Here is a 19,698-nt window from a genome sequence, read left to right on the forward strand (position 1 = left end):
GGAGTCGGGTAGGTCGGATTAGCGCGGCTGTACCGCGCGTAATCCGACACCACCATCGGCCACGCCAACAATGTTGTCGGATTACGGTCCTTCGGACCTAATCCGACCTACGCCATACAGGCTTGATGACGTATCATGGCCATTTTCTCGCCAGGGAAAAAGAGGGTACGTACCGAAACACTTTCAAAGGAATGCTGAAAATTGCTGCGACTCGATGACTTGCAGGTATTTGTGCGCACGGCCGACCGGGGCAGTTTGTCGGCGGCCGCGCGCGAGATCGGCATTTCGCCCGCGCTGGCCAGCGCCGCCGTCAAGCGCCTGGAAGGGGAGCTGGGCTTGCGTTTGCTGGCCCGCACGACCCGTTCGCTGAGCCTGACGGCGGAAGGCACGCAATACCTGGAACACGCGCGGGAAGCCTTGCGCCTGCTGCGCGCAGGCCACGATGCGCTGCTGGCCGGCAAGGACAGTTTCGGCGGAACCTTGAAAATTGCCATGCCCTCCGACCTGGGCCGCAACCTGATGCTGGGCTGGCTGGACGAATTCCAGTCGCGCCATCCGAAACTGCACTATCAGCTCAGCGTCAGCGACCGGGTGGCCGACATGGTGCGCCAGCAAGTCGACGTGGCCATCCGCTATGGCCAGCAAGACGATTCGAGCATGGTCGCCATGCCGATCGCGCCCGCCAACGACCGGGTGCTGGTGGCGTCGCCCGCCTACCTGCGCGAACATGGCCCCCTGCTGGCGCTGGAAGATTTGTCGCAGCGTAATTGCCTGCGCTTTGCGCTGGAAGACGGTTTGCACGACCGCTGGACCTTTTACCGCCTGCCCCAGCGCGAGCAAGTGACGGTATCCGTGAGCGGCAACCGCAGCGCCGACGACGCCGACCTGGTGCGGCGCTGGGCCGTAGCGGGGCTGGGCATCGCCTACAAATCACGGCTCGACGTGGCGGGCGACCTGGCCGCCGGCCGCCTGCAAGCGCTGTTGCCCGGCGTGGCGGGCGAAGCCACGCCCTTGCACCTGGTCTGCACGCACCGGGCGCAGGTGACGCCGCTGGTGCTGCAGCTGCGCGATTTCCTGCGCGACCAATGTGCGGAGCTATTGAGACAGCATGATTGACGGTGGATTGCTCATTTGCGATGTTCTCGCCGCTTAGCCCGATTTCATCGATTTTTTAAAATCACGTCACTCATGTATTGATTCAAATCGCGAAAATCCTTCACTCGCCAGGCATATGGCGCGATCTTGACACCATTCTCTTTCAAGGTCTTTGGAATCAAATCGCCATTCGGACGCAGGATGACCGACGATACAATCACGCCCGGATAATCTTTCAGGCGTTTTTTGAAAGCGGCGGTGGTCAGGTCCGGCGTGGGAGGACTGCTTTTATTCGCCAATGGCCCGGTTCCCTTGATCTCCGCTCCATGGCACACGGCGCATCTCTGTACATACAGCGTTTTCCCGTTGAGATTTTCCGCGAAGGAGGATGGTGTTTGAATCAGCGATAACATTCCGAATGCAGCGATAAACAATATTTTCATCTATTTTCAATATGACTTTTGTATGGATAATGTCTGGTTCGAGAGAAAATACGCAGCTGCCATTGCAATACGCCATTCTCCCGATAATATTTTATCCGAGATTATTCATTCGTAATGGTACGCGCGGCACTCTTGCCGGCGAAAGGTTGGCCGGAAAACTATCGTGCTGGATTACAACTCGTTGCAAATGGCAATCATGCGCAGGTCAACCTGGGCGTACCCTCAGGCATTCTGCATGAAACCGCTTGAAGGACTGCCATGACCCCGCACCGACTGTTGCCGACGACCTTGATTTCCCTGCTCTTGCTGGCCGGCTGCGCCGCAACCGAACCTGCCGTGCAGGCCGGTCATCGCGCGCAAACCAGTTCCGCGCAGGACATCGCCATGCTGGAACGGGTCAGCTGGGGCGTGAACGGGGGCAGCGTGCGCCAAGTGCAGGTGCAAGGCTGGAACGCCTACTTGCAGGCGCAGTTGCATCCAGGAAAAGCGGCCTTGCCGCCGGCCATCGCCGCGCAAATCGACGCCATGACCATCAGTCAGGTGCCGCTCGATCAGTTGGTGTTTTCTATCGAGCAAAAGCGCAAGGAGTCGGCCGGCGTCATGGACGACATGGCGAAGCAGCAGGCGCAAAAGGAGTACCAGCAGGAATTGAACCGCCTGGCGCGCGAAGCGGCCACGCGCTCGCTGTTGCTCGATGTATATTCGCCGAACCAGTTGCAGCAGCAACTGAGCTGGTTTTGGCTCAACCATTTCAGCGTGCACCAGGGCAAGCACAACTTGCGCGCCATGGTCGGCGATTACGAGGCGAACGCCATCGCGCCGCACGCGCTGGGGAAATTTCGCGACTTGCTGGGCGCCACCGTCCACCATCCGGCCATGCTGCGCTACCTGGACAATGAAGCCAACGCCGCCAAGCGCATCAATGAAAACTATGCGCGCGAGCTGATGGAGCTGCACACCCTGGGCGTCAACGGCGGCTACAGCCAGGCGGATGTGCAGGAACTGGCGCGCATCCTGACGGGCGTGGGCGTGAATTTGGGCGCGGACACGCCGAAGGTGAAACCGGCGCTGCAATCGCAATACGTGCGCCGGGGCTTGTTCGAGTTCAATCCGAACCGCCACGATTACGGCGATAAACAATTCCTCGGACAGACGGTGAAGGGCAGGGGATTGGCCGAGCTCGATGAAGCGCTGGACCGCCTCAGCCGCAGTCCGGCCACCGCGCATTTCATCAGCGGCAAGCTGGCCCAGTATTTCGTCGGCGATAATCCGCCCGCGCCGCTGGTGGCGCGCATGGCCGCCACCTTCCAGCAGAGCGATGGCATGATCGCCGACGTGTTGCAAACCATGTTCAGCAGCCCGGAGTTCAAGCAGTCGCTGGGCAAGAAATTCAAGGACCCCATGCATTATGTGGTGTCGGCCGTGCGCCTCAGCTATGACGACAAGCCCATCCTGAACGCGGGCCCCATGCTGAGCTGGCTGTCGCGCATGGGCCAGCCCCTGTACGGACGCCAAACGCCGGACGGCTATCCGCTGGCGGACGCCTCCTGGGCCAGCCCCGGCCAGATGACGACGCGTTTCGATATCGCCCGCACCATCGGCTCGGGCAGCGCCGGCCTGTTCAAGACGGATGGCCCGCAGCCGCAGGAAAAAGTGGCGTTCCCGCAACTGGCCAGCGCCCTGTATTACCAGTCGTTGCAGCCAGCCTTGAGTCCCGCCACGCGCCTGGCCCTGGAGCAGGCCGCCTCGCCGCAGGAGTGGAATACCTTCCTGCTCTCGTCACCCGAAATGATGCACCGCTAAGTTGAAACCGGAGGATTGCCATGAATCGTCGTGACTTGTTAAAAGCCCTGGCCGCCGCGCCCTTGTTGACCCATGCGGGCAGTCTGCTGGCGGCGCCCGCCACGGATGCGAAGCTGCTGTTCGTCTTTTTGCGCGGCGGCTATGATGCGAACAACTTGCTGGTGCCGGTCGGCAGCGATTTTTACTATGCGGCGCGGCCGAATATCGCCATTGCGAAACCCGGTGAGGAAAACGGCGCGCTGGCCTTGAACGCTGACTGGGCCTTGCATCCAGCCTTGCGCGAGACCATCTATCCCATGTTCACGGGCGGCGAGGCGGCCTTCATCCCGTTTGCGGGCACGACGGATTTGACGCGCAGCCATTTTGAAACGCAGGATACGATCGAGCTGGGGCAAGAGATCAACACGCGCCGCGACTTCCGTTCGGGTTTCCTGAACCGCCTCGTGCAGACCTTGAATGGCAGCAAGGCCAATCCGCTCAATCCCGCCATCGCCTTCACGGACCAGCTGCCGCTGATCTTCCAGGGCGGCGTGCAAGTGCCGAACATGGCGTTGCGCTCGGTGGGCAAGTCCGGCATTGATGCGCGTCAAAGCCAGATCATCGCCGCCATGTACCGGGGCACGCCCCTGCAGCAACCCGTCAGCGCGGGCTTTGTCGTGCGCGACGACGTGACGAAGGAGTTGACGGGGGAGATGCAGGCGGCCAACCGCAACGCCATCAGTACCAAGGGCTTTGAGCTGGAGGCGCAGCGCATCGCCCGTTTGATGAAGGATAAATACAACATCGGCTTCGTCGATGTGGGCGGCTGGGATACGCACGTGGGGCAGGGCGGCGCCAGCGGCTACCTGGCGGGACGTTTTGACGAGCTGGGACGGGGGCTGTCAGCGTTTTCGCAGGAAATGGGCAGCGCCTGGCGCCATACCGTGGTGGTGGTGGTTAGCGAATTTGGCCGCACCTTCCGCGAAAACGGTAACCGCGGCACGGACCACGGCCACGGCAGCGTGTTCTGGGTGCTGGGCGGCGGCATCAAGGGCAAGCAGGTGGCGGGCGAGCAAGTGGCGATTGCGCAGGCAAACCTGTTCCAGAACCGCGACATGCCCGTGCTGAATGAATACCGGGCCGTGCTGGGCGGCTTGCTGCGCCGCACGTTCGGCTTGACCTCGGCGCAGCTCGATCACGTGTTTGCCGGCGTGAAACCGGCGGAGCTGGGGCTCGTGTAAATCGGAATGCCACCGTGTTACGCTACGCCTGCGCAACTGGCGCGTAGCGAAAACCGGCGGCTTGTGGCGCCGGGCATGAATGGAGTGGCATGAACGATACCCAGCGCGATATTGTCAGCGCAGGCTTTTCCCTGGCCTTGATCGCCGTGACGGCCTTCGTCATGCAGCGTTTCTTTTTGCCGCTCGTGTGGGCCGGCATCCTGTGCGTGGCTACCTGGCCCTTGTACCTGCGCGTGCGCGCGGCGCTGGGGCAGCGCCCCATCATTGCGGCGGCCGCGCTGACCCTGGCGTTCGCCTGCATCTTCATCATTCCCGTGCTGTTCGGCGTGGCGCAGGCGGCGCGCGAAGTACCCGTGCTGGCCAATTTCATCGTGCATGCGAATGCCGATGGCTTGCCCGTGCCTGACTGGGTGGCGCATATTCCGCTGGCCGGCAGCGCCATCGGCGACTGGTGGCTGGCCACCCTGAGCCAGCCGCACGGCCTGGGCCACTTCTTTGCGGGCAGCGCCGTGGGCGGCTTTCATTCCGCGCGCGACATGCTCAAGGTGCTGGGGGCGGACGTGTTCCATCGCCTGGTCGACTTTGGCCTGGCGTTTTTATGCCTGTTTTTCTTTTACAAGGATGGCGAAGCGCTGACGCGCCAGATCACGGCCGTCGGCAGCCATTTTTTGCGCCCCGAACGGTGGGGCCGGTATGCGCAAAAGATCCCCACGGCCATCCGCGCCACCGTCAACGGCCTGGTACTGGTGGGCCTGGCCGAAGGCGTGCTGATCGGCATCGCCTATGCGATTGCCGGTTTGCCGTCGCCCGCCCTGTGGGCCTTTGCCACGGGCATCCTGGCCATCATCCCGTTCGGCGCGCCGCTCGCTTACCTGTGCGCGGCCGCCTTGCTGGTCTTCCAGGGCAATGTGGGCGCCGCCATCGGCGTGGCCGCGTGGGGCACCATCGTGCTGTTTGTTGCCGACCACTTCGTGCGCCCCGGCATGATCGGCAACGCTACCCGCTTGCCCTTCCTGGCCGTGCTGTTCGGCATCCTGGGCGGCGTGGAAACCCTGGGCCTCGTGGGCCTGTTCATCGGCCCCGTCGTGATGGTGCTGTTTGTTACCTTGTGGTACGAAGCGAATGCGACTGACCGCGTACCGCCGGCCAACATGCCTTCCAGCACAGCTGCCGATGCAGGTGCCGACGCACTTGCCGGTACGGTTGCTGGCACAGCTGCCGAAACACCTGCCAGCCCGGCCGCGCCGGAACGCACACAGTAGTGAGGGGTCGGTCAGCGTGCCGCTGGCCGGTACTGAGGCGTTCCCGGCGTGGCCGGACGGAGCTGACTTGATAACAGGGTGCGAACACCTTGTTTTAAAGTCATTCTTAATGTGCCTTGGATAGAATAAGCAACCAACGGCGCATCAGCAGCACTTCAACATAGCCCGGCTCGATGCCCGTACCGCACTCGATCAAGGGATTGACGGTGTAGTAGCGCTTGCGGAAGTCGCGGCAGACGAGGATTTCGCGCTTGCCCATGCGGACGAGGAAAGAGCTTGGGGCGTATTCCAGGCCGAACCGTGAGCCAAAACCGCTATTCAATGTTGCCATGACAATTCCTTTGAGGGAGATGTGTTGAACGAGTCATCAGAATAGCATAAGTACTGTATGAATACACAGCTACTGTATGAATAAACAGTATTTTTTTACTGGTGTGGTTTTTTTGATCAGCACCAGGAACATGAAAGAGAGATGAGTTTGCAAGAGAAAAATGACATGGGCATGACCACGGGCTGGACCACGAAACTGCGCCGCTTCGTCGAGGCGCGCCTGTCGCCCGAAGGCGAGCTGGGCCTGCATATGACGGTGGGCGTGGCGCTGATGCTGGTGGCCATCGTGGTATTTCACGAAATCGCCGAAGCCGTCATGGGCATGGCCCGGATCACGGTGATCGACTTGCAGGTGGCGCACTGGTTCAACCAGCATGCCGTGCCGTGGATCACCAGCTGCCTGCTGGTCGTCACGCACATGCATGGCGTGGTCGGCGCCATCACCCTGGCTGTCTTGCTGGGCTGGTATCTGCACCGCAAGGGCGCCGATTACTGGCTGTTTACCCTGGTCATCACCATGCCGGGCGTCATGTTTTTGAACCTGCTGCTAAAGTACATTTTTGTGCGCGCGCGGCCCAGCTTTGACGAGCCCATCTTGCAGACGGCCCTGAGCACGTACAGCTTTCCCAGTGGCCATACGGCCACCTCGACAGCCCTGTACGGCTTGCTGGCCGCCTACCTGATTTGCCAGACGGCGCCGGGCGCGTGGGGCAAGCGCATCGCCATCGCGCTGGGTGCTTTCCTGATGGCGTCACTCGTGGGCTTCAGCCGCATTTACCTGGGCGCGCATTACTTGAGCGATGTGCTGGCGGCCATGGCGGAAAGCTATGGCTGGCTGGCCATCTGCATCGCCGGCGTGTCGACCCTGCGCCGCCGCCGGCATATCCGGCAAACCAAATAAGGGGTACGATCCTGAGCAAGATTGCAGTCATCATCAATGCGGGCGCCGGTTGCGGCTATGCGCCCGACTGGGCGCAGCAGCTCGAAGCGGCTTTTGCCGCCGTGGGACTCGACGCCGCCATCACCCTGGCGCAAGGCGGCGCCGACATGATCGCCACGGCCGAGCAAGCCCTGCGCGATGGCGCGCCCATCGTCGTGGCCGGTGGCGGCGACGGCACTATCAATGCCGTCGCATCCGTCGTTGTCGGCAGCGGCACGCCGTTTGGTGTCTTGCCGCTGGGTACCCTGAACCATTTCGCCAAGGATTTGAATATCCCGCTCGACCTCGATGCGGCCATTGCCAATGTAGCGCAGGGCGTGCGGCACCAGGTCGACGTGGGCGAAGTCAATGGCCGCATCTTCCTGAACAATTCCAGCCTGGGCCTGTATCCCGATATCGTGCGCGACCGCGAAAAGCAGCAGCGCCGGCTGGGACGGGGCAAGTGGCTGGCCTTCAGCTGGGCGCTGGTGGCCGCGCTGCGCCGCTACCCATTCCTCAGCGTGCAATTGAAGCTCAACGACGCCGTGCATGCGCGGCGCACGCCTTTCGTCTTCATCGGCAATAATGAATACCTGATGGAAGGCTTGAATATCGGCGAGCGCGAGCGGCTCGACGGCGGCCAGCTGAGCTTGTACGTGGCGCAGCGTCCGGGCCGCCTGGGTTTGCTGAAGCTGGCTCTGCATGCGCTGTTTGGCAAGTTGTCGCAGGCCAAGGATTTCGACGTGTTGACGGCCACCGACCTGGAGATTGCCACGCAACACCGCCGCCTGCGCGTGGCCACCGATGGCGAAGTGACCGTCATGAATACGCCGCTGCATTACCGCATCCGCAAGGCCGCGCTCGATGTGATCGTGCCGGCGCCCGTACCCGCAGCCAGCTAGGAGAACGCCATGCGTACCATCGTGCATTTGTCCGACTTGCATTTTGGCAGGGTCGATGCTGACCTGCTGGCGCCTTTGCGCGCGCTCGTCGAGCGCCTGGAACCGGACGTGGTGGTGGTCTCGGGCGACCTCACGCAGCGCGCCCGCAGCGCCCAGTTCCAGGAAGCACGGCATTTTCTCGACAGTTTGCCGGGGCCGCAGATCGTCGTGCCGGGCAACCATGACGTGCCACTCTACAACGTCGTTTCCCGCTTCCTGACGCCGCTGGTGAAGTACCGGCGCCATGTAACGGACGATTTGTCGCCCGAATATGTGGATGAGGAAATCGCCGTGCTGGGCATCAATACGGCCCGCTCCATGACGTTCAAGGATGGCCGCATCAGCCACGAGCAGATCGATTTCCTGCGTGAACGCCTGGGCAGTTTGCCGCCCGGTTTGACGCGCATCATCGTCACGCACCATCCATTTGACTTGCCCGAGCACTTCGACGAGGATGACCTGGTCGACCGCGCCCCGCAGGCGCTGCAAATGTTTTCTGAATGCGGCGTGGATCTGCTGCTGGCCGGGCACTTGCACGCCAGCGTGGCGGGCAACACGGCCGAGCGCTACAAGATCGCCGGCTACGCTGCCCTGATGGTGCAGGCGGGCACGGCCACGTCCACGCGGGGCCGGGGCGAGTCGAACTCCTTTAACGTGCTGCGCGTGGAAAATAGTTGTATTCGCGTCGAGCGCTACAGCTGGAATGAAGACAGCGCCGACTTTGAAAAGGTCAGCACGGAAGCGTTCGAGCGCCAGGGCGGGGTGTGGGCCAGCTTGCGGCCGCTGTAGGTCGGATTGGCGGGGCAAGGCCCCGCGTAATCCGACGCTATTGTTGGCTTTGGTAATAGCTGTGGTGATGTCGGATTACGCTGCGCTAATCCGACCTACACCGACCTGCACCTGTCGTCGAGTGGCCGTCAAAATGGCCAGGGCTAGGCGCGTTGCCGAAGACAGTACGAATAGTACGGCGAGGCAATGCAACAACGCCCTGGACTTTTTGATGGCTACTCCGCTACAGCCAGTAGTTCATGAAACGGGCCGCCCACTCCTTCATGCGGTCGGCAATCGGCCGCGTTTCCCATTTCGCCCTGGTGATCTCTTCCGAGTCGCGCAAGTCTTCCTGGAAGGCGTTTTCCATCTCCCTGCCGAAGCTGTCGCCCAGCACGATCACGTTCAGTTCGCTGTTATGCAGGAAGCTGCGCATGTCGATGTTGGTCGAGCCCACTGTCGACCAGGCGCCGTCGATGACGGCCGTCTTGGCGTGCAGCACGGCCAGTTTCAAGTGGAAGATGCGGATGCCGCCGGCCAGCAGCTGGTCGTACAGCGCGTGTCCCGCATGGAATACGAGGCCGCTGTCGGACACGCCCGGTAGCACGACGGTGACATCCACGCCCCGTTTCGCGGCCGCGATCAGGGCGTCGACCGTCTGCTGGTCGGGCACGAAATAGGCGGACGTGATGTGGATGGATTTCTTGGCTTCCTGGATGGCCAGGATATACGCCTTGTAGATCTCGAAGCCGCCCTCCGGCTCGCTGGCCACCACGCGCACCAGCTTGTCGCCCACTTCCGACAAGGTCGGGAAATAATTGGCGTCCGGCAAGTCGGCCTGGTCTTGCTGGGCCCAGGTGCGGATGAACAGCCACTGGAAGGCGGCCACGGCCGGGCCTTCCACTTTCACGTGGGTATCGCGCCAGCCCACGTCCTTCTTGTCGGTGGGTTTCGATTTCGAGCGGAACAGCGAGCTTTTCGCATAGGTATCGCTGATATTGATGCCGCCCGTAAATGCCATCTTGCCGTCGACGATCAGCACCTTGCGGTGGTCGCGGTTATTGATCTTCCAGTCGTCGCCCTTGAGCTTGGCGGGATTGACGGGGTTGAAGGCCACCAGGTGCACGCCGGCCGCGCGCATGCGGTCAAAGAACGCTTGCGGCACGCCGAGGGTGCCCACGCTGTCGTAGATGACATTGACCGTCACGCCCGATTGCTGCTTTTCGATCAGCATGTCGGCAAATTTGAGGCCCAGCGGATCCTGGTCGAAGATATACGTTTCCAGGTTGATGCTGTTTTTCGCTTCGCTGATGGCCTGGAACATGGCGGCCATCGTTTGCGGGCCGTCAAACAGCAGGGTCACCTTGTTGCCCTTGATCAAAGGCACGCCCGTGGCCGCCTCTTCCAGCGCCGCCTGGGTTTTCAAGTCCATGCCGGACTTGGCCCAGCGCTTGTTGAGCAGGGCTGCGCGGCTGTTGACGTTCAGCACGGCACCCTTGCCCGTGATCACCTTGGGCTTGGCCACCGGCTCCAGGGTGGTGTTGAGGTTCTTGACATTGGGCAGCGAGGCGCATGCAGCCAGGGTCCAGCACAGCAGTAGGGCGGTGAGGCAGGGTTGCATGCGCCGAGCGGTCATTTTTGAGCCTTGGTTGTGGGTGACAGGTTTGCCGACTCATCGGCCAGTGCCAAAGGTGGCGGGTTTTTTGAACCGAAGAAGAAGACGATGGGCGACCGGAGGAAGCGCTTGCCCAGAATCTTCAATAACTGCATGCCGTGCTTGAAGCGCACCTGGCGCGAACGCAGAGCCACCCACAGGGCCAGGCCGAAGCTGACCAGCAGGTTGGCCGTGCCGATGGCGAAGATGCCCGACAGCGACTTGACGGCCAGTTGCCAGCTCATGTTGTGGTCCAGACCCACCAGGGCCGTGGCGAAGTTGGCGGCCGAGAAGGTGATGTGGCGGATATCGATGGGCAAGCCGATCAAAAAGCCCAGGGTGCCGATGGAGCCGAGCAGGATACCGAAATAGAAGTTACCCATCAGCCCGCCCAGGTTGTTTTCCAGGTACATGCCCAGCCGTTGCAGGCGTTCCTGGCCAATCACGCTGCCCAGGCCGCGCAATTGCGCGATGCGCTGCGCCCAGCGCGTGTACAGGGCCTGGTTGTCATAGTAGCCGGAAATCAGGCCGGCCACGAACAGGCATACGCCGGCGATCATGGCGTAGAAGATGGCGGGGCTGCCGATGGGGTCGATATCGTGCAGCAAATGCATGGCCTTCTCGGGCGTCACCAGATTGTGTCCCGTAATCGCCTTGTAGCCGAGCGCGATCAGCCAGGCCGTGGGAATGGCGGTCGCCAGGTTGCCCAGCACGGCCATGTTTTGCGTGCGGAAGACCTTGTTGATCAGTTCCGCCATGCTGTCGAGGTCGATATTCCTGCCATCCTTGCTGTGCAGGCCGGCGGCGATGCGCGACGCCGTCATGGCCGGCTGCTTGGTGGCCACCGTGAAATGCAGCAAGTGGATGAACATGAAGCCGATCGAGTAATTCATGCTGAACATGAACGCTTCGACCAGCGGCGCCGAGCGCAGGTAGGACATCAATATCTTGAACAGGGCCATGAAGCCGATGATCACGCCCGCGCCCGCGGACGAGAGGAACATGGCGCCCATTTCGCGGCGGTTTTCCGCGATGTAATGCTCGCCCGTGCGGCTGGCGTTTTCCGTCACATTGCGCGCCAGCAAGTTGATATTGTCGGAAAACAGGTCGCTGACCTTGTACTTGTGGTTGTGCGCGCGTATCAGTTCCAGCGCCAATCCGACGGCGCCCGCGCGGCGGCGGCTGACGGGCTGCGGGTACAGCAAGTCTTGCGTGGCATCGACCGTGATGGCGGCGATGTCCACGTTGTTGGAGGCAGGCAGCTCGCCGCTCGTGTCGACGAGGAACAGCAGCTTGCGCAAGCGCTCGATGCTTTGCGCCAAGGCCACCAATAAATACGTGAGGGGAATGCTGGTGCCCTGGTACAGCGCCTTCTTGCGGATCTTGGCGATGACGGCGTCGCACTGGTCCAGCATCACCAGCAAATGGCGCGCGTCTTCGATGTGCTCGAGATCGCCGTGCAGCAGATTCGTGTAGGCGTCCAGGTAGGCGTTCACTTCCGTGTTCTGCACCATGAATGGCGACTGGAACACTTCGATTTCGCTGTGGAAACGTGTCAGTTCCGGCTCCAGGCCCATGGCGCAGACCCGGTAGGACAGGGTGCGGATGGCGTCGAGCATGCCCGGCAGCATGATATTGCCATCGCCGACGGCCAGTTCGATCTCGTCGCTGGTCAGTACGTCGAACAGTTCCAGCCAGTCCGTGGCGGGCACATTGCTGATCCACAAATAATCGGTCTTCAGGTACAGCACCTGGTCGAGCGCGTCGTTCAGGTACTCGTCGCCGAGGGCGGGCGGCAGCATGCGGTAGGCGATGCGGCGTTTCAATTCCGTGAAGAAACCGCTGTTCGACAGCACGCCGATGTCGGTGTACAGGCTGGCGTGGCGGCGCGCGGCCAGCACGCGCAGCACGTATTCGTGCAGGGCGCGTGCTTGCGCGGGGTTACCTTTGAGAAGCTGGCGCAGGGTGCGCACGTTGGCAATCGCGGTAGCGCTGTCGTGGGAGCGCTTGGGACGCAGTGAGTTGAATAATTCCACCAGCAAGTCGATATTGCTGGAGTTGGGGTCAATGCGTTCGAGGATAGCTAGCATGCAGAAAAAACGGGCGAGCCGCTGTCGGTAAAACCAGTAGTGTACCGCCTGCGTCAAATCGCGCAACGTTCGCCACCGAACATTGCTTTACGGCAGGGCCTGCATTTAACGCCATTTTGCCGCAAATTAGCTGAATCATGGTCAATATTGCGTGTTGTCAGTGTGCGACTCTTTTCCTGGGCTAAGCTGAAGTTTCTGTTGTACAACGCACGGACGCTGGACAAAAAGCGGGGATAAGGTAACACTGAGATCAGACACACAGCGCATGTCCTGATCAATACCGGGAAGTTTCAATTCACGTTACCGAGATATTTATCATGAAGACCTCGTATTTTGCGCTTGCTGTGATAGGGATGGGGCCTTTCGCGCTGGGCGCGACGGCCCAGGCTGCCGATGGCGCAGGCAGTGCCGCATCCAGTAACGTTGCCGTGTACGGCGTGCTCGACGCGGGCATCGTGGCCGAGCGGGGCTGTGCCGCCAATTGCGCCGGCGCCAAGGTGTCCGGCGGTGTCGCGTCCGGTTCGCGTCTGAGCGTGCAGGGCCGCGAGGCGCTGGGTAATGATGTCACGGCCGTGTTTACCCTGGAAGCGGGCATCCAGAACGACACGGGCCAGTCGGACGAGGGCCGTTTGTTCGGCCGCCAGGCCTACGTGGGCCTCGACAGCCGCCTGGGCGCGCTGACCCTGGGGCGCCAGTACAACCTGCAATACCTGACCCTGACCGATGTGGCCGACCCGTTCAAGGGCGGCATGGCCGGCAGCGCCAGCAACTTGGCCGGCTACAGCGTGAAACGCTACGACAATACCGTCAAATACGTGACGCCCGCCTTGCGCGGCGTGACTGCCAGCGCCATCTACAGCTTTGGCGAGTCGCCGTACAGCAACGCCAACAACCGCGCGTATGGCGCCACCCTCGGCTATTCGGCCGGCGCCGTGAATGTCAGCGTGTCGCACCAGCGCAAGAATAACCTCATCCTCGCTTCCGGCACCTTGCCCGCCATCGACATGTCTGCCCGCAACACCCTGATCGCGGCGAATATCGACCTGAAAGTGGCCACCGCTTTTGCCGCCGTGGGCATCAACAAGGGCTATGGCAGCTCGCCATGGGACCCGAACAATGCCTACAGCGCGCTGGCCCTGTCGATGTCGTCCTCGGACAGCCGCGACACCTTGCTGGGCGTATCGGTGCCCGTGGGCGGTTTCAAACTGCTGGCGTCCTGGGTGCGCAAGGATGACCGCGACCTGGCCAACCGCGACGCCAGCCAGATGGCCGTCGGCCTCACGTACTCGCTGTCAAAGCGCAGCGATTTCTATGCGTCCTACGCGAAGATCCACAACAAGAACGGCGCCCGCTACACGGTGGGCAATGCCAGCGATTCGGGGCGTGGCGATGCGGCGTTTAATCTCGGCTTCCGTCACGGTTTCTGAGCCGCGGTCGCCGATGGGGCAGGGCAGCTTGCGCCCAGCCATTTGCCGTTGCTCGTCACATTCACCTGTTCCGGCGTGCCGCGCGCGCTGGTGGTCACCGCCAGTTGCATGCTGAACGCCTGGTCGCCCGTAAACAGTACCTTGCCTTCGCCGCTCGATTTCGGATTGGCGCAAGTGAACGAGACATTCATGCCGCCCGCGACATCCGTGTTTTTCGATTTGCAGTCACCGGGCTGGCCCGTGGGAATCTGCTTGCGCGCCGCCATGTCCGGCGTCACGCATGCCGTCACGCGCACGGCGCCATCGGCGCCCACGGTGGGCATGGCCATGCCGCGGCTGGCCGCCATGCTTTCCAGCTGCTTGCGTTGATCGGGAGGAAGGTTGCCCAGTTGCTGCAGCACCATGGACATGGCGTTGTCGGTGGCGGCGTCCGGCGACGCCATCTTGCTGTCGACTTGCCACAGGCCCGGCTTGATGGTGGCGGACTGCGAGGCGGCCATGGCATTGGCGTGGGCGCCGAGGGCGGCGCAAGCCAGCAGGGTCAGGCGTAGCAGGGATTTTTTCATCGTGGGGTCTCCGGTATGGGCAGACCCCAGCATACGGCATGGCAAGCGGGGCACGCTTGCCATTGTGTTACAAACTGTGATCGGGCTCGATGCGGCGCACGTCCACGCAGGCGATGCGGCGCTCGTCGGCCTCGATGATTTCATAGCGCAAGTCATCGAGCTCCAGTACTTCGCCCACGGCCGGCATGTTTTCGAAATGCGCCAGCAGGAAGCCGGCCAGCGAGTTGTATTCGCCGTCTTCGCTGACCAGGGTTTCCGTTTCGAACACTTGCTCCAGATAATGCAGGTCCGTCGCGCCGTCGATGCGCCAGTGGCCGGGGCCCAGCACTTCCACGTCGGGCTGCTCGTCCTCGTCGGGGAATTCGCCGGCGATGGCTTCCAGGATGTCGATCGGCGTCAGCACGCCCTGCACGGTGCCGAACTCGTCGACCACCAGCACCAGCTGGCCGCGCGAGCGCTTTAACGTTTCCATGGCTTTCAGCACGCCGGCCGCTTCCGGCACGACGACGGCTTCGCGCATGCTGTCCGGGTCGATCTTGCCGCGCGAGACCAGATCCTCGATGAGGTCCTTGCTGCGCGCGATGCCGACCACATTGTCGAGGTCATCATTGCAGACAGGAATCATGCTGTGCGGCGTGTCGCGCAGCAGTTGCAGCATCTTTTCGCTGCTGTCGTTCAGGTTGACCCACGACACGTCGCCGCGCGGCGTCATGACGGAGCGGATCGAGCGTTCGGCCAGGGTCAGCACGCCGCTGACCATGTTGCGCTCTTCCACGCCGAAGGCGGAGACATCGGGCATTTCCTTGACTTCGTGCTCTTCCACGGCTTCGCGGCCCTTGCGTCCGCCCAGCAGGCTCAGCACGGCTTGCGCCGTACGGTCGCGCAGGGGGGCGTTCGACTGCAGCTTGAGGAAGTTGCGGCGCGCCAATTGATTGAAGAATTCGATGACGATCGAGAAACCGATAGCGGCGTACAGATATCCTTTCGGAATGTGGAAGCCCAGGCCTTCGGCCACCAGGGAGAGGCCGATCATCAGCAGGAAGCTCAGGCACAGCACCACGACGGTGGGGTGGGCGTTGACGAAGCGCGTCAGCACCTTCGACGCGAGCATCATGACGACGATGGAAATGACGACGGCGGCCATCATCACATACAGGTTTTCCACCATGCCGACGGCCGTGATGACGGCGTCGAGCGAAAAGACGGCGTCGAGCACGACGATCTGCGCCACCACCAGGCCGAAGCCGGCATAGACCTTCGGGCCCGTCTGGGCGTGCGTGATGCCTTCCAGGCGCTCGTGCAGCTCGCTGGTTGCCTTGAACAGCAGGAACAGGCCGCCGAAGAGCAGGATCAGGTCGCGCCCCGAAAACGAGAATGTCCATATGGAAAACAATGGCGTGGTCAGGGTGACCAGCCAGGAAATCAGGGAAAGCAGGCCCAGGCGCATGACGAGGGCCAGGGTCAGGCCCAGCACTCTAGCCTTGTCGCGCTGGTGCGGCGGCAGTTTCTCGGCCAGGATGGCGATGAAAATCAGGTTGTCGATACCCAGTACGATTTCCAGTACGACCAGCGTCAGCAGGCCGACCCAGATTGTCGGGTCAAATAACCATTCCATGTGTGTAACCTTGTAAAGTCGATCAGTGTAAAGCGTGCCTGGCGGCTAAAGCCCCGGGCGCGTGGGTGCTGCATGCATGTCTTCAGGGGCGGACGCACGGTGGCCGGGTGGCCAGCCGCACGTCCGCTTCGGCAAGTGCGCCCGGTCCCGCTTGCCAAATGATGGCGTAAAACGGCACGGCCTGGCGCGAGCTCGGGTACAGCGTGATGGGGTCGTTGTCGCATTCTTCGCTACTGCAGCTATCGCAGCTGTCGCCAGGCAGGCCCGCATGGAGGCTGGCATCGGCACAATCGATGCTGAAGGCGGGCGTGGCGCTAGCGCCGGCCGCGATTGCATGCTGGAATGGGGAAGGGCTGGCGTAAGCCATGCTGGCAAACGCCTGGGGTAACGCGATGAAAACAAAAAGGCAGAGCAGGACGAGAGCTCGTCTCATATACAGGCAGATAGTTCTGGAACGGTCGAGTATAACACGCCTGTATGGCAGCCTGATGACAGAGGCTTGCAATAGTGATACGTATGCCGTAAATTATGAAATAGCAATAATTTCACGTGGCGGCGAAGACGCAGCGCGGGCCCCGTGACTATTCTTGCGTTCGTATCACATTGCGCCTGCGCCGTTTGCTTGCGCACGTCTATAACGTAGTGTTACCAGGACTCTGCCTTGAAACCCATTACCGCCCTCCTGCTTGCCGCCGGCATCCTCTCGCCATCGTTCATCCTTGCCGCCACCCCCGTGGAAGCGGCGCCGACCCAGAAAGCCGGCAAGGCTGCGCCCAGCCGTGCCGCCGCCGTCAAAGTCACGTCCGTCGAAGGCATCACCGAATACCGCCTGGCCAATGGCTTGCGCGTGCTGCTGTTCCCGGACGCCAGCAAGCCGACCCTGACCACCAACATCGTCTACCTGGTCGGTTCGCGCCATGAAAACTATGGCGAAACGGGCATGGCCCACTTGCTCGAGCATTTGCTGTTCAAGCCCAGCGCCAACTTCGGCATCAAGAAGGGCAGCAAGACCCCCGTCGAGATACTGAACTCGACGGGCGCTGATTTCAACGGCACCACCTGGTACGACCGCACCAATTACTACGCGACCTTCCCCGCCAACGACGATAACCTGCGCCAGATGCTGGCCATGGAAGCGGACCGCATGGTCAACGCGGCCATCGACCAGAACGACCTGTGGAACCCGAAGACGCAGAAGGGCGAAATGACCGTCGTGCGCAACGAGTTCGAGATGGGCGAGAGCGACCCGATCGGCGTGACCAGCGAGCGCATCCAGGCCATCGCCTACGACTGGCACAACTATGGCAAGTCGACCATCGGCGCCCGTTCCGACATCGAGCAGGTGAACATTCCCCGTCTGCGCGCGTTTTACCACAAATATTATCAGCCTGATAATGCCGTGCTGATGGTGGCGGGCCGCTTCGACGAAGCCAAGGTCTTGAAACAGATCAATGAACTGTTCGGCAAGATCCCGAAACCGACGCGCGTGATCGAACCGACCTACACGGCCGAGCCCGTGCAGGATGGCGAGCGCGCCGTGACGGTGCGCCGCAGCGGCGGCACGCAGTTCGTCGGCGCCGGCTACCACGTGGCGCCGTCCGGCAACCCGGACGCCGTCGCCATCGAGGTGCTCGGTCACGTGCTGACGGACGCGCCTGCCGGCCGCCTGCACAAGGCGCTGGTGGAAACCAAGCTGGCCAGCAAGATCGAATACAACTCCGTGAGCAACCTGGAGCCGGGCTACAACCTGTTCGGCGCGCTGGTGCCGCTCGATGGCAACCTTGATGCGGCGCAGACGGCCATGCTGAAAGTGCTGGAAGACTTGAAATCGCAGCCCATCACGGATGCGGAAGTGGCGCGCGTGAAACAGCAGCTGAACAAGCAGGTGGAACTGATCACCTCAAACACGGCGCGCATGACGATCGCCCTGACGGAGTCCCTGGCGGCCGGCGACTGGCGTCTGTTCTTCCTGCAGCGCGACCAGCTCGACAAGCTGACGACGGCGCAGGTGCAGGCGGCGGCCGAGAAATACCTGAAGAGCTCGAACCGCACCCTGGGCCGCTTCATTCCGACCGATGCGCCGGACCGCACCGTCGTGCCGGCCTATGCCGATGTGGCGCCGCAACTGGCCGGCTACACGGGCCGCGCCGTGGTGGCGCAGGGCGAAGCGTTCGACCCGAGCCCCGACAATATCGAAGCGCGCACCCAGCGTTTCACCTTGCCGAATGGCTTGAAGGGCGCCTTGCTGTCGAAGAAAACCAAGGGCAGCACGGTCAGCGTCGTGTTGAAATTGCAGATCGGCAGCGAAGAAAACTTGCGCGGCAAGGCGCAAGTGGGCGTCTACACGGCCAATCTGCTGTCGCGCGGCACGGATAAACTGTCGCGCCAGGAAGTGAAGGACAAGTTCGACCAGCTGGGCATGCAGGTCGCCATCACGGGCGGCGCCGAGGGCGTCACCGCCATGCTAAATGGCAAGCGCGAGAACTTGCCGGCCGCCATGGACCTGCTGGCGCAAGTGCTGCAAAAGCCGGCCTTGAACGAGACGGAATTCCTGGAATTGCAGCGCGAGCGCGTCGGCCGCGCGGAGCAGGAGTTGCCTGAGCCGCAGCCGCTGGCCGTGAACGCCTTCCGCCGCCTGCTCGACGCCACGCCGGAAGGCCATGTGCGCCACGTGGCCACCTTGCCGGCCGAACTGGTGCAATGGAAAGCCATCAAGGTGGCCGATGTGAAAGCTTTCCATGGCGCCTACTATGGCGCGGCGAACGCGACTTTCGCTGCCGTGGGCGACTTCGACCCGGCCGCGCTGAAGGCGCAAGTGGCCAGCCTGTACGGCAGCTGGAAGGCGCAGCAGCCGTATGCGCGCATACTTGATGCCGTCAAGCCTGTCAGCGGCGAAAAAGTCACCCTGGAAACGCCGGACAAGGCGAACAGCGTGCTGTTTGCCATCCAGCCGATTCCCCTCAAGGATGACGCCGCCAACTATCCCGCCTTGCTGATCGCCAATCACATGCTCGGTGGCGGCGCCTTGCGCAGCCGTTTGGCCGACCGCATCCGCCAGAAGGAAGGCCTGTCGTACGGCGTCGGCTCGCAAGTGAGCATCCCGTCGCGCGAACCGGCCGGCTACTGGATGGCGTATGCCATCAGCGCGCCGCAAAACACGGTCAAGGTGGAAGCGGCCCTGCGCGAGGAAATCGCCAAGGCGCTGGCCGACGGCTTCACGCAAGAGGAATTGGCCGAAGCGAAGAAAGGCTGGCTGCAATCGCAGGAAGTGGGCCGCACGCAGGACAGCGGCCTGGCGCGCGAACTGGCCGGCTACCTTGCCGAAGAGCGTACCATGGCTTACGACAAGGACCTGGAAGCGAAAGTGGCCGCCTTGACCCTGGCGCAAGTGAACCAGGGCCTGCGCGAGTACCTGAAGCCATCGGCCGTCTCGGTGGTGGTGGCCGGCGACTTTGCCAAGGTGGCGAAAGAGGGGGAAAGCGGCGCCAAGGCAACGACGTCGAAGTAAGCTGTTTTAAATAAAAAAGCCCGCTGGCAAGTTATTTGCCAGCGGGCTTTTTTTATG

General features: G+C 62.1%; 16 protein-coding genes. 9 read left to right on the plus strand and 7 right to left on the minus strand.

From position 1 onward, the window contains the following. Positions 1 to 201: 201 nt before the first annotated feature. Complete coding sequence (locus LSO07_RS09695; protein WP_151093595.1) at positions 202 to 1,116, plus strand: LysR family transcriptional regulator; 915 nt, start codon at positions 202 to 204, stop codon at positions 1,114 to 1,116. A 44-nt stretch (positions 1,117 to 1,160) separates the two neighbouring features. On the opposite strand, the gene LSO07_RS09700 is transcribed toward LSO07_RS09695, so the two are convergent. Next, positions 1,161 to 1,538, minus strand: a complete 378-nt coding sequence (locus LSO07_RS09700) for a c-type cytochrome (RefSeq protein WP_151093597.1) — start codon at positions 1,536 to 1,538, stop codon at positions 1,161 to 1,163. A 258-nt stretch (positions 1,539 to 1,796) separates the two neighbouring features. On the opposite strand from LSO07_RS09700, the gene LSO07_RS09705 reads away from it, so the two are divergent. The 3 genes from LSO07_RS09705 (at position 1,797) to LSO07_RS09715 (ending at position 5,823) form a co-directional block, all read left to right on the plus strand. Further along, positions 1,797 to 3,341: a DUF1800 domain-containing protein gene (locus tag LSO07_RS09705; RefSeq protein ID WP_151093599.1), complete on the plus strand. Its 1,545-nt coding sequence runs from the start codon at positions 1,797 to 1,799 to the stop codon at positions 3,339 to 3,341. A 20-nt stretch (positions 3,342 to 3,361) separates the two neighbouring features. After that, positions 3,362 to 4,561, plus strand: coding sequence for a DUF1501 domain-containing protein (locus LSO07_RS09710; RefSeq protein WP_151093602.1), 1,200 nt, complete (start codon positions 3,362 to 3,364; stop codon positions 4,559 to 4,561). 89 nt (positions 4,562 to 4,650) lie between these two features. After that, the gene (locus tag LSO07_RS09715) at positions 4,651 to 5,823 is read left to right on the plus strand and encodes an AI-2E family transporter (RefSeq protein ID WP_151093603.1); all 1,173 of its coding nucleotides are present in this window, start codon (positions 4,651 to 4,653) and stop codon (positions 5,821 to 5,823) included. A gap of 106 nt (positions 5,824 to 5,929) precedes the next feature. Here the strand turns inward: LSO07_RS09715 and LSO07_RS09720 are convergent, their stop codons facing one another. Beyond that, the gene (locus tag LSO07_RS09720; protein WP_010396348.1) at positions 5,930 to 6,154 is read right to left on the minus strand and encodes a hypothetical protein; all 225 of its coding nucleotides are present in this window, start codon (positions 6,152 to 6,154) and stop codon (positions 5,930 to 5,932) included. 141 nt (positions 6,155 to 6,295) lie between these two features. Here LSO07_RS09720 and LSO07_RS09725 point away from each other — a divergent pair, with 141 nt between their 5' ends. The 3 genes from LSO07_RS09725 to LSO07_RS09735 are packed head-to-tail and all read left to right on the plus strand — an operon-like array spanning position 6,296 to position 8,802. Continuing rightward, complete coding sequence (locus tag LSO07_RS09725) at positions 6,296 to 7,054, plus strand: phosphatase PAP2 family protein (RefSeq protein WP_225317234.1); 759 nt, start codon at positions 6,296 to 6,298, stop codon at positions 7,052 to 7,054. 11 nt (positions 7,055 to 7,065) lie between these two features. After that, positions 7,066 to 7,974 carry a diacylglycerol/lipid kinase family protein gene (locus tag LSO07_RS09730; protein WP_151094139.1) on the plus strand — a complete coding sequence of 303 codons (909 nt, stop codon included), beginning with the start codon at positions 7,066 to 7,068 and terminating at the stop codon, positions 7,972 to 7,974. 9 nt (positions 7,975 to 7,983) lie between these two features. After that, positions 7,984 to 8,802, plus strand: a complete 819-nt coding sequence (locus tag LSO07_RS09735; protein ID WP_034786361.1) for a metallophosphoesterase family protein — start codon at positions 7,984 to 7,986, stop codon at positions 8,800 to 8,802. 223 nt (positions 8,803 to 9,025) lie between these two features. On the opposite strand, the gene cls is transcribed toward LSO07_RS09735, so the two are convergent. Further along, positions 9,026 to 10,402 (minus strand): cardiolipin synthase, encoded by a 1,377-nt coding sequence (gene cls, locus LSO07_RS09740; RefSeq protein ID WP_370385374.1) that lies wholly within the window; start codon positions 10,400 to 10,402, stop codon positions 9,026 to 9,028. 11 nt (positions 10,403 to 10,413) lie between these two features. Beyond that, a complete protein-coding gene (locus tag LSO07_RS09745) occupies positions 10,414 to 12,525 on the minus strand; it encodes a site-specific recombinase (protein WP_151093605.1) in 2,112 nt (703 codons plus the stop codon). 317 nt (positions 12,526 to 12,842) lie between these two features. Between LSO07_RS09745 and LSO07_RS09750 the strand changes: the two genes are divergently transcribed. Next, a complete protein-coding gene (locus tag LSO07_RS09750; RefSeq protein WP_151093607.1) occupies positions 12,843 to 13,952 on the plus strand; it encodes a porin in 1,110 nt (369 codons plus the stop codon). Here the strand turns inward: LSO07_RS09750 and LSO07_RS09755 are convergent. From LSO07_RS09755 to LSO07_RS09765, 3 genes are all read right to left on the minus strand, one after another. Continuing rightward, positions 13,940 to 14,518, minus strand: coding sequence for a DUF3617 domain-containing protein (locus LSO07_RS09755; protein ID WP_151093608.1), 579 nt, complete (start codon positions 14,516 to 14,518; stop codon positions 13,940 to 13,942). The two genes, LSO07_RS09750 and LSO07_RS09755, sit on opposite strands and share 13 nt — an antisense overlap. A gap of 67 nt (positions 14,519 to 14,585) precedes the next feature. Then, positions 14,586 to 16,133: a TerC family protein gene (locus LSO07_RS09760; RefSeq protein WP_151093610.1), complete on the minus strand. Its 1,548-nt coding sequence runs from the start codon at positions 16,131 to 16,133 to the stop codon at positions 14,586 to 14,588. A gap of 82 nt (positions 16,134 to 16,215) precedes the next feature. Continuing rightward, on the minus strand, positions 16,216 to 16,500 hold the full coding sequence (locus LSO07_RS09765; RefSeq protein WP_151093612.1) for a hypothetical protein: 285 nt from the start codon (positions 16,498 to 16,500) through the stop codon (positions 16,216 to 16,218). A gap of 294 nt (positions 16,501 to 16,794) precedes the next feature. Between LSO07_RS09765 and LSO07_RS09770 the strand changes: the two genes are divergently transcribed. Continuing rightward, the gene (locus tag LSO07_RS09770) at positions 16,795 to 19,641 is read left to right on the plus strand and encodes a M16 family metallopeptidase (RefSeq protein ID WP_151093614.1); all 2,847 of its coding nucleotides are present in this window, start codon (positions 16,795 to 16,797) and stop codon (positions 19,639 to 19,641) included. Positions 19,642 to 19,698: the final 57 nt, after the last annotated feature.

It is taken from the genome of Janthinobacterium sp. PLB04 (genome assembly GCF_021165895.1).
GTDB classification, from domain to species: domain Bacteria; phylum Pseudomonadota; class Gammaproteobacteria; order Burkholderiales; family Burkholderiaceae_D; genus Janthinobacterium; species Janthinobacterium lividum.

What these genes read in the sequence shown, in the direction of transcription:
- LSO07_RS09700 (WP_151093597.1), bottom strand. Translation starts at nt 1,538, where the DNA reads ATGAAAATATTGTTTATCGCTGCATTCGGAATGTTATCGCTGATTCAA.
- LSO07_RS09745 (WP_151093605.1), bottom strand. Translation starts at nt 12,525, where the DNA reads ATGCTAGCTATCCTCGAACGCATTGACCCCAACTCCAGCAATATCGAC.
- LSO07_RS09765 (WP_151093612.1), bottom strand. Translation starts at nt 16,500, where the DNA reads ATGGCTTACGCCAGCCCTTCCCCATTCCAGCATGCAATCGCGGCCGGC.
- LSO07_RS09735 (WP_034786361.1), top strand. Translation starts at nt 7,984, where the DNA reads ATGCGTACCATCGTGCATTTGTCCGACTTGCATTTTGGCAGGGTCGAT.
- LSO07_RS09705 (WP_151093599.1), top strand. Translation starts at nt 1,797, where the DNA reads ATGACCCCGCACCGACTGTTGCCGACGACCTTGATTTCCCTGCTCTTG.
- cls (WP_370385374.1), bottom strand. Translation starts at nt 10,402, where the DNA reads ATGCAACCCTGCCTCACCGCCCTACTGCTGTGCTGGACCCTGGCTGCA.
- LSO07_RS09750 (WP_151093607.1), top strand. Translation starts at nt 12,843, where the DNA reads ATGAAGACCTCGTATTTTGCGCTTGCTGTGATAGGGATGGGGCCTTTC.
- LSO07_RS09760 (WP_151093610.1), bottom strand. Translation starts at nt 16,133, where the DNA reads ATGGAATGGTTATTTGACCCGACAATCTGGGTCGGCCTGCTGACGCTG.
- LSO07_RS09720 (WP_010396348.1), bottom strand. Translation starts at nt 6,154, where the DNA reads ATGGCAACATTGAATAGCGGTTTTGGCTCACGGTTCGGCCTGGAATAC.
- LSO07_RS09715 (WP_151093603.1), top strand. Translation starts at nt 4,651, where the DNA reads ATGAACGATACCCAGCGCGATATTGTCAGCGCAGGCTTTTCCCTGGCC.
- LSO07_RS09725 (WP_225317234.1), top strand. Translation starts at nt 6,296, where the DNA reads ATGAGTTTGCAAGAGAAAAATGACATGGGCATGACCACGGGCTGGACC.
- LSO07_RS09710 (WP_151093602.1), top strand. Translation starts at nt 3,362, where the DNA reads ATGAATCGTCGTGACTTGTTAAAAGCCCTGGCCGCCGCGCCCTTGTTG.
- LSO07_RS09755 (WP_151093608.1), bottom strand. Translation starts at nt 14,518, where the DNA reads ATGAAAAAATCCCTGCTACGCCTGACCCTGCTGGCTTGCGCCGCCCTC.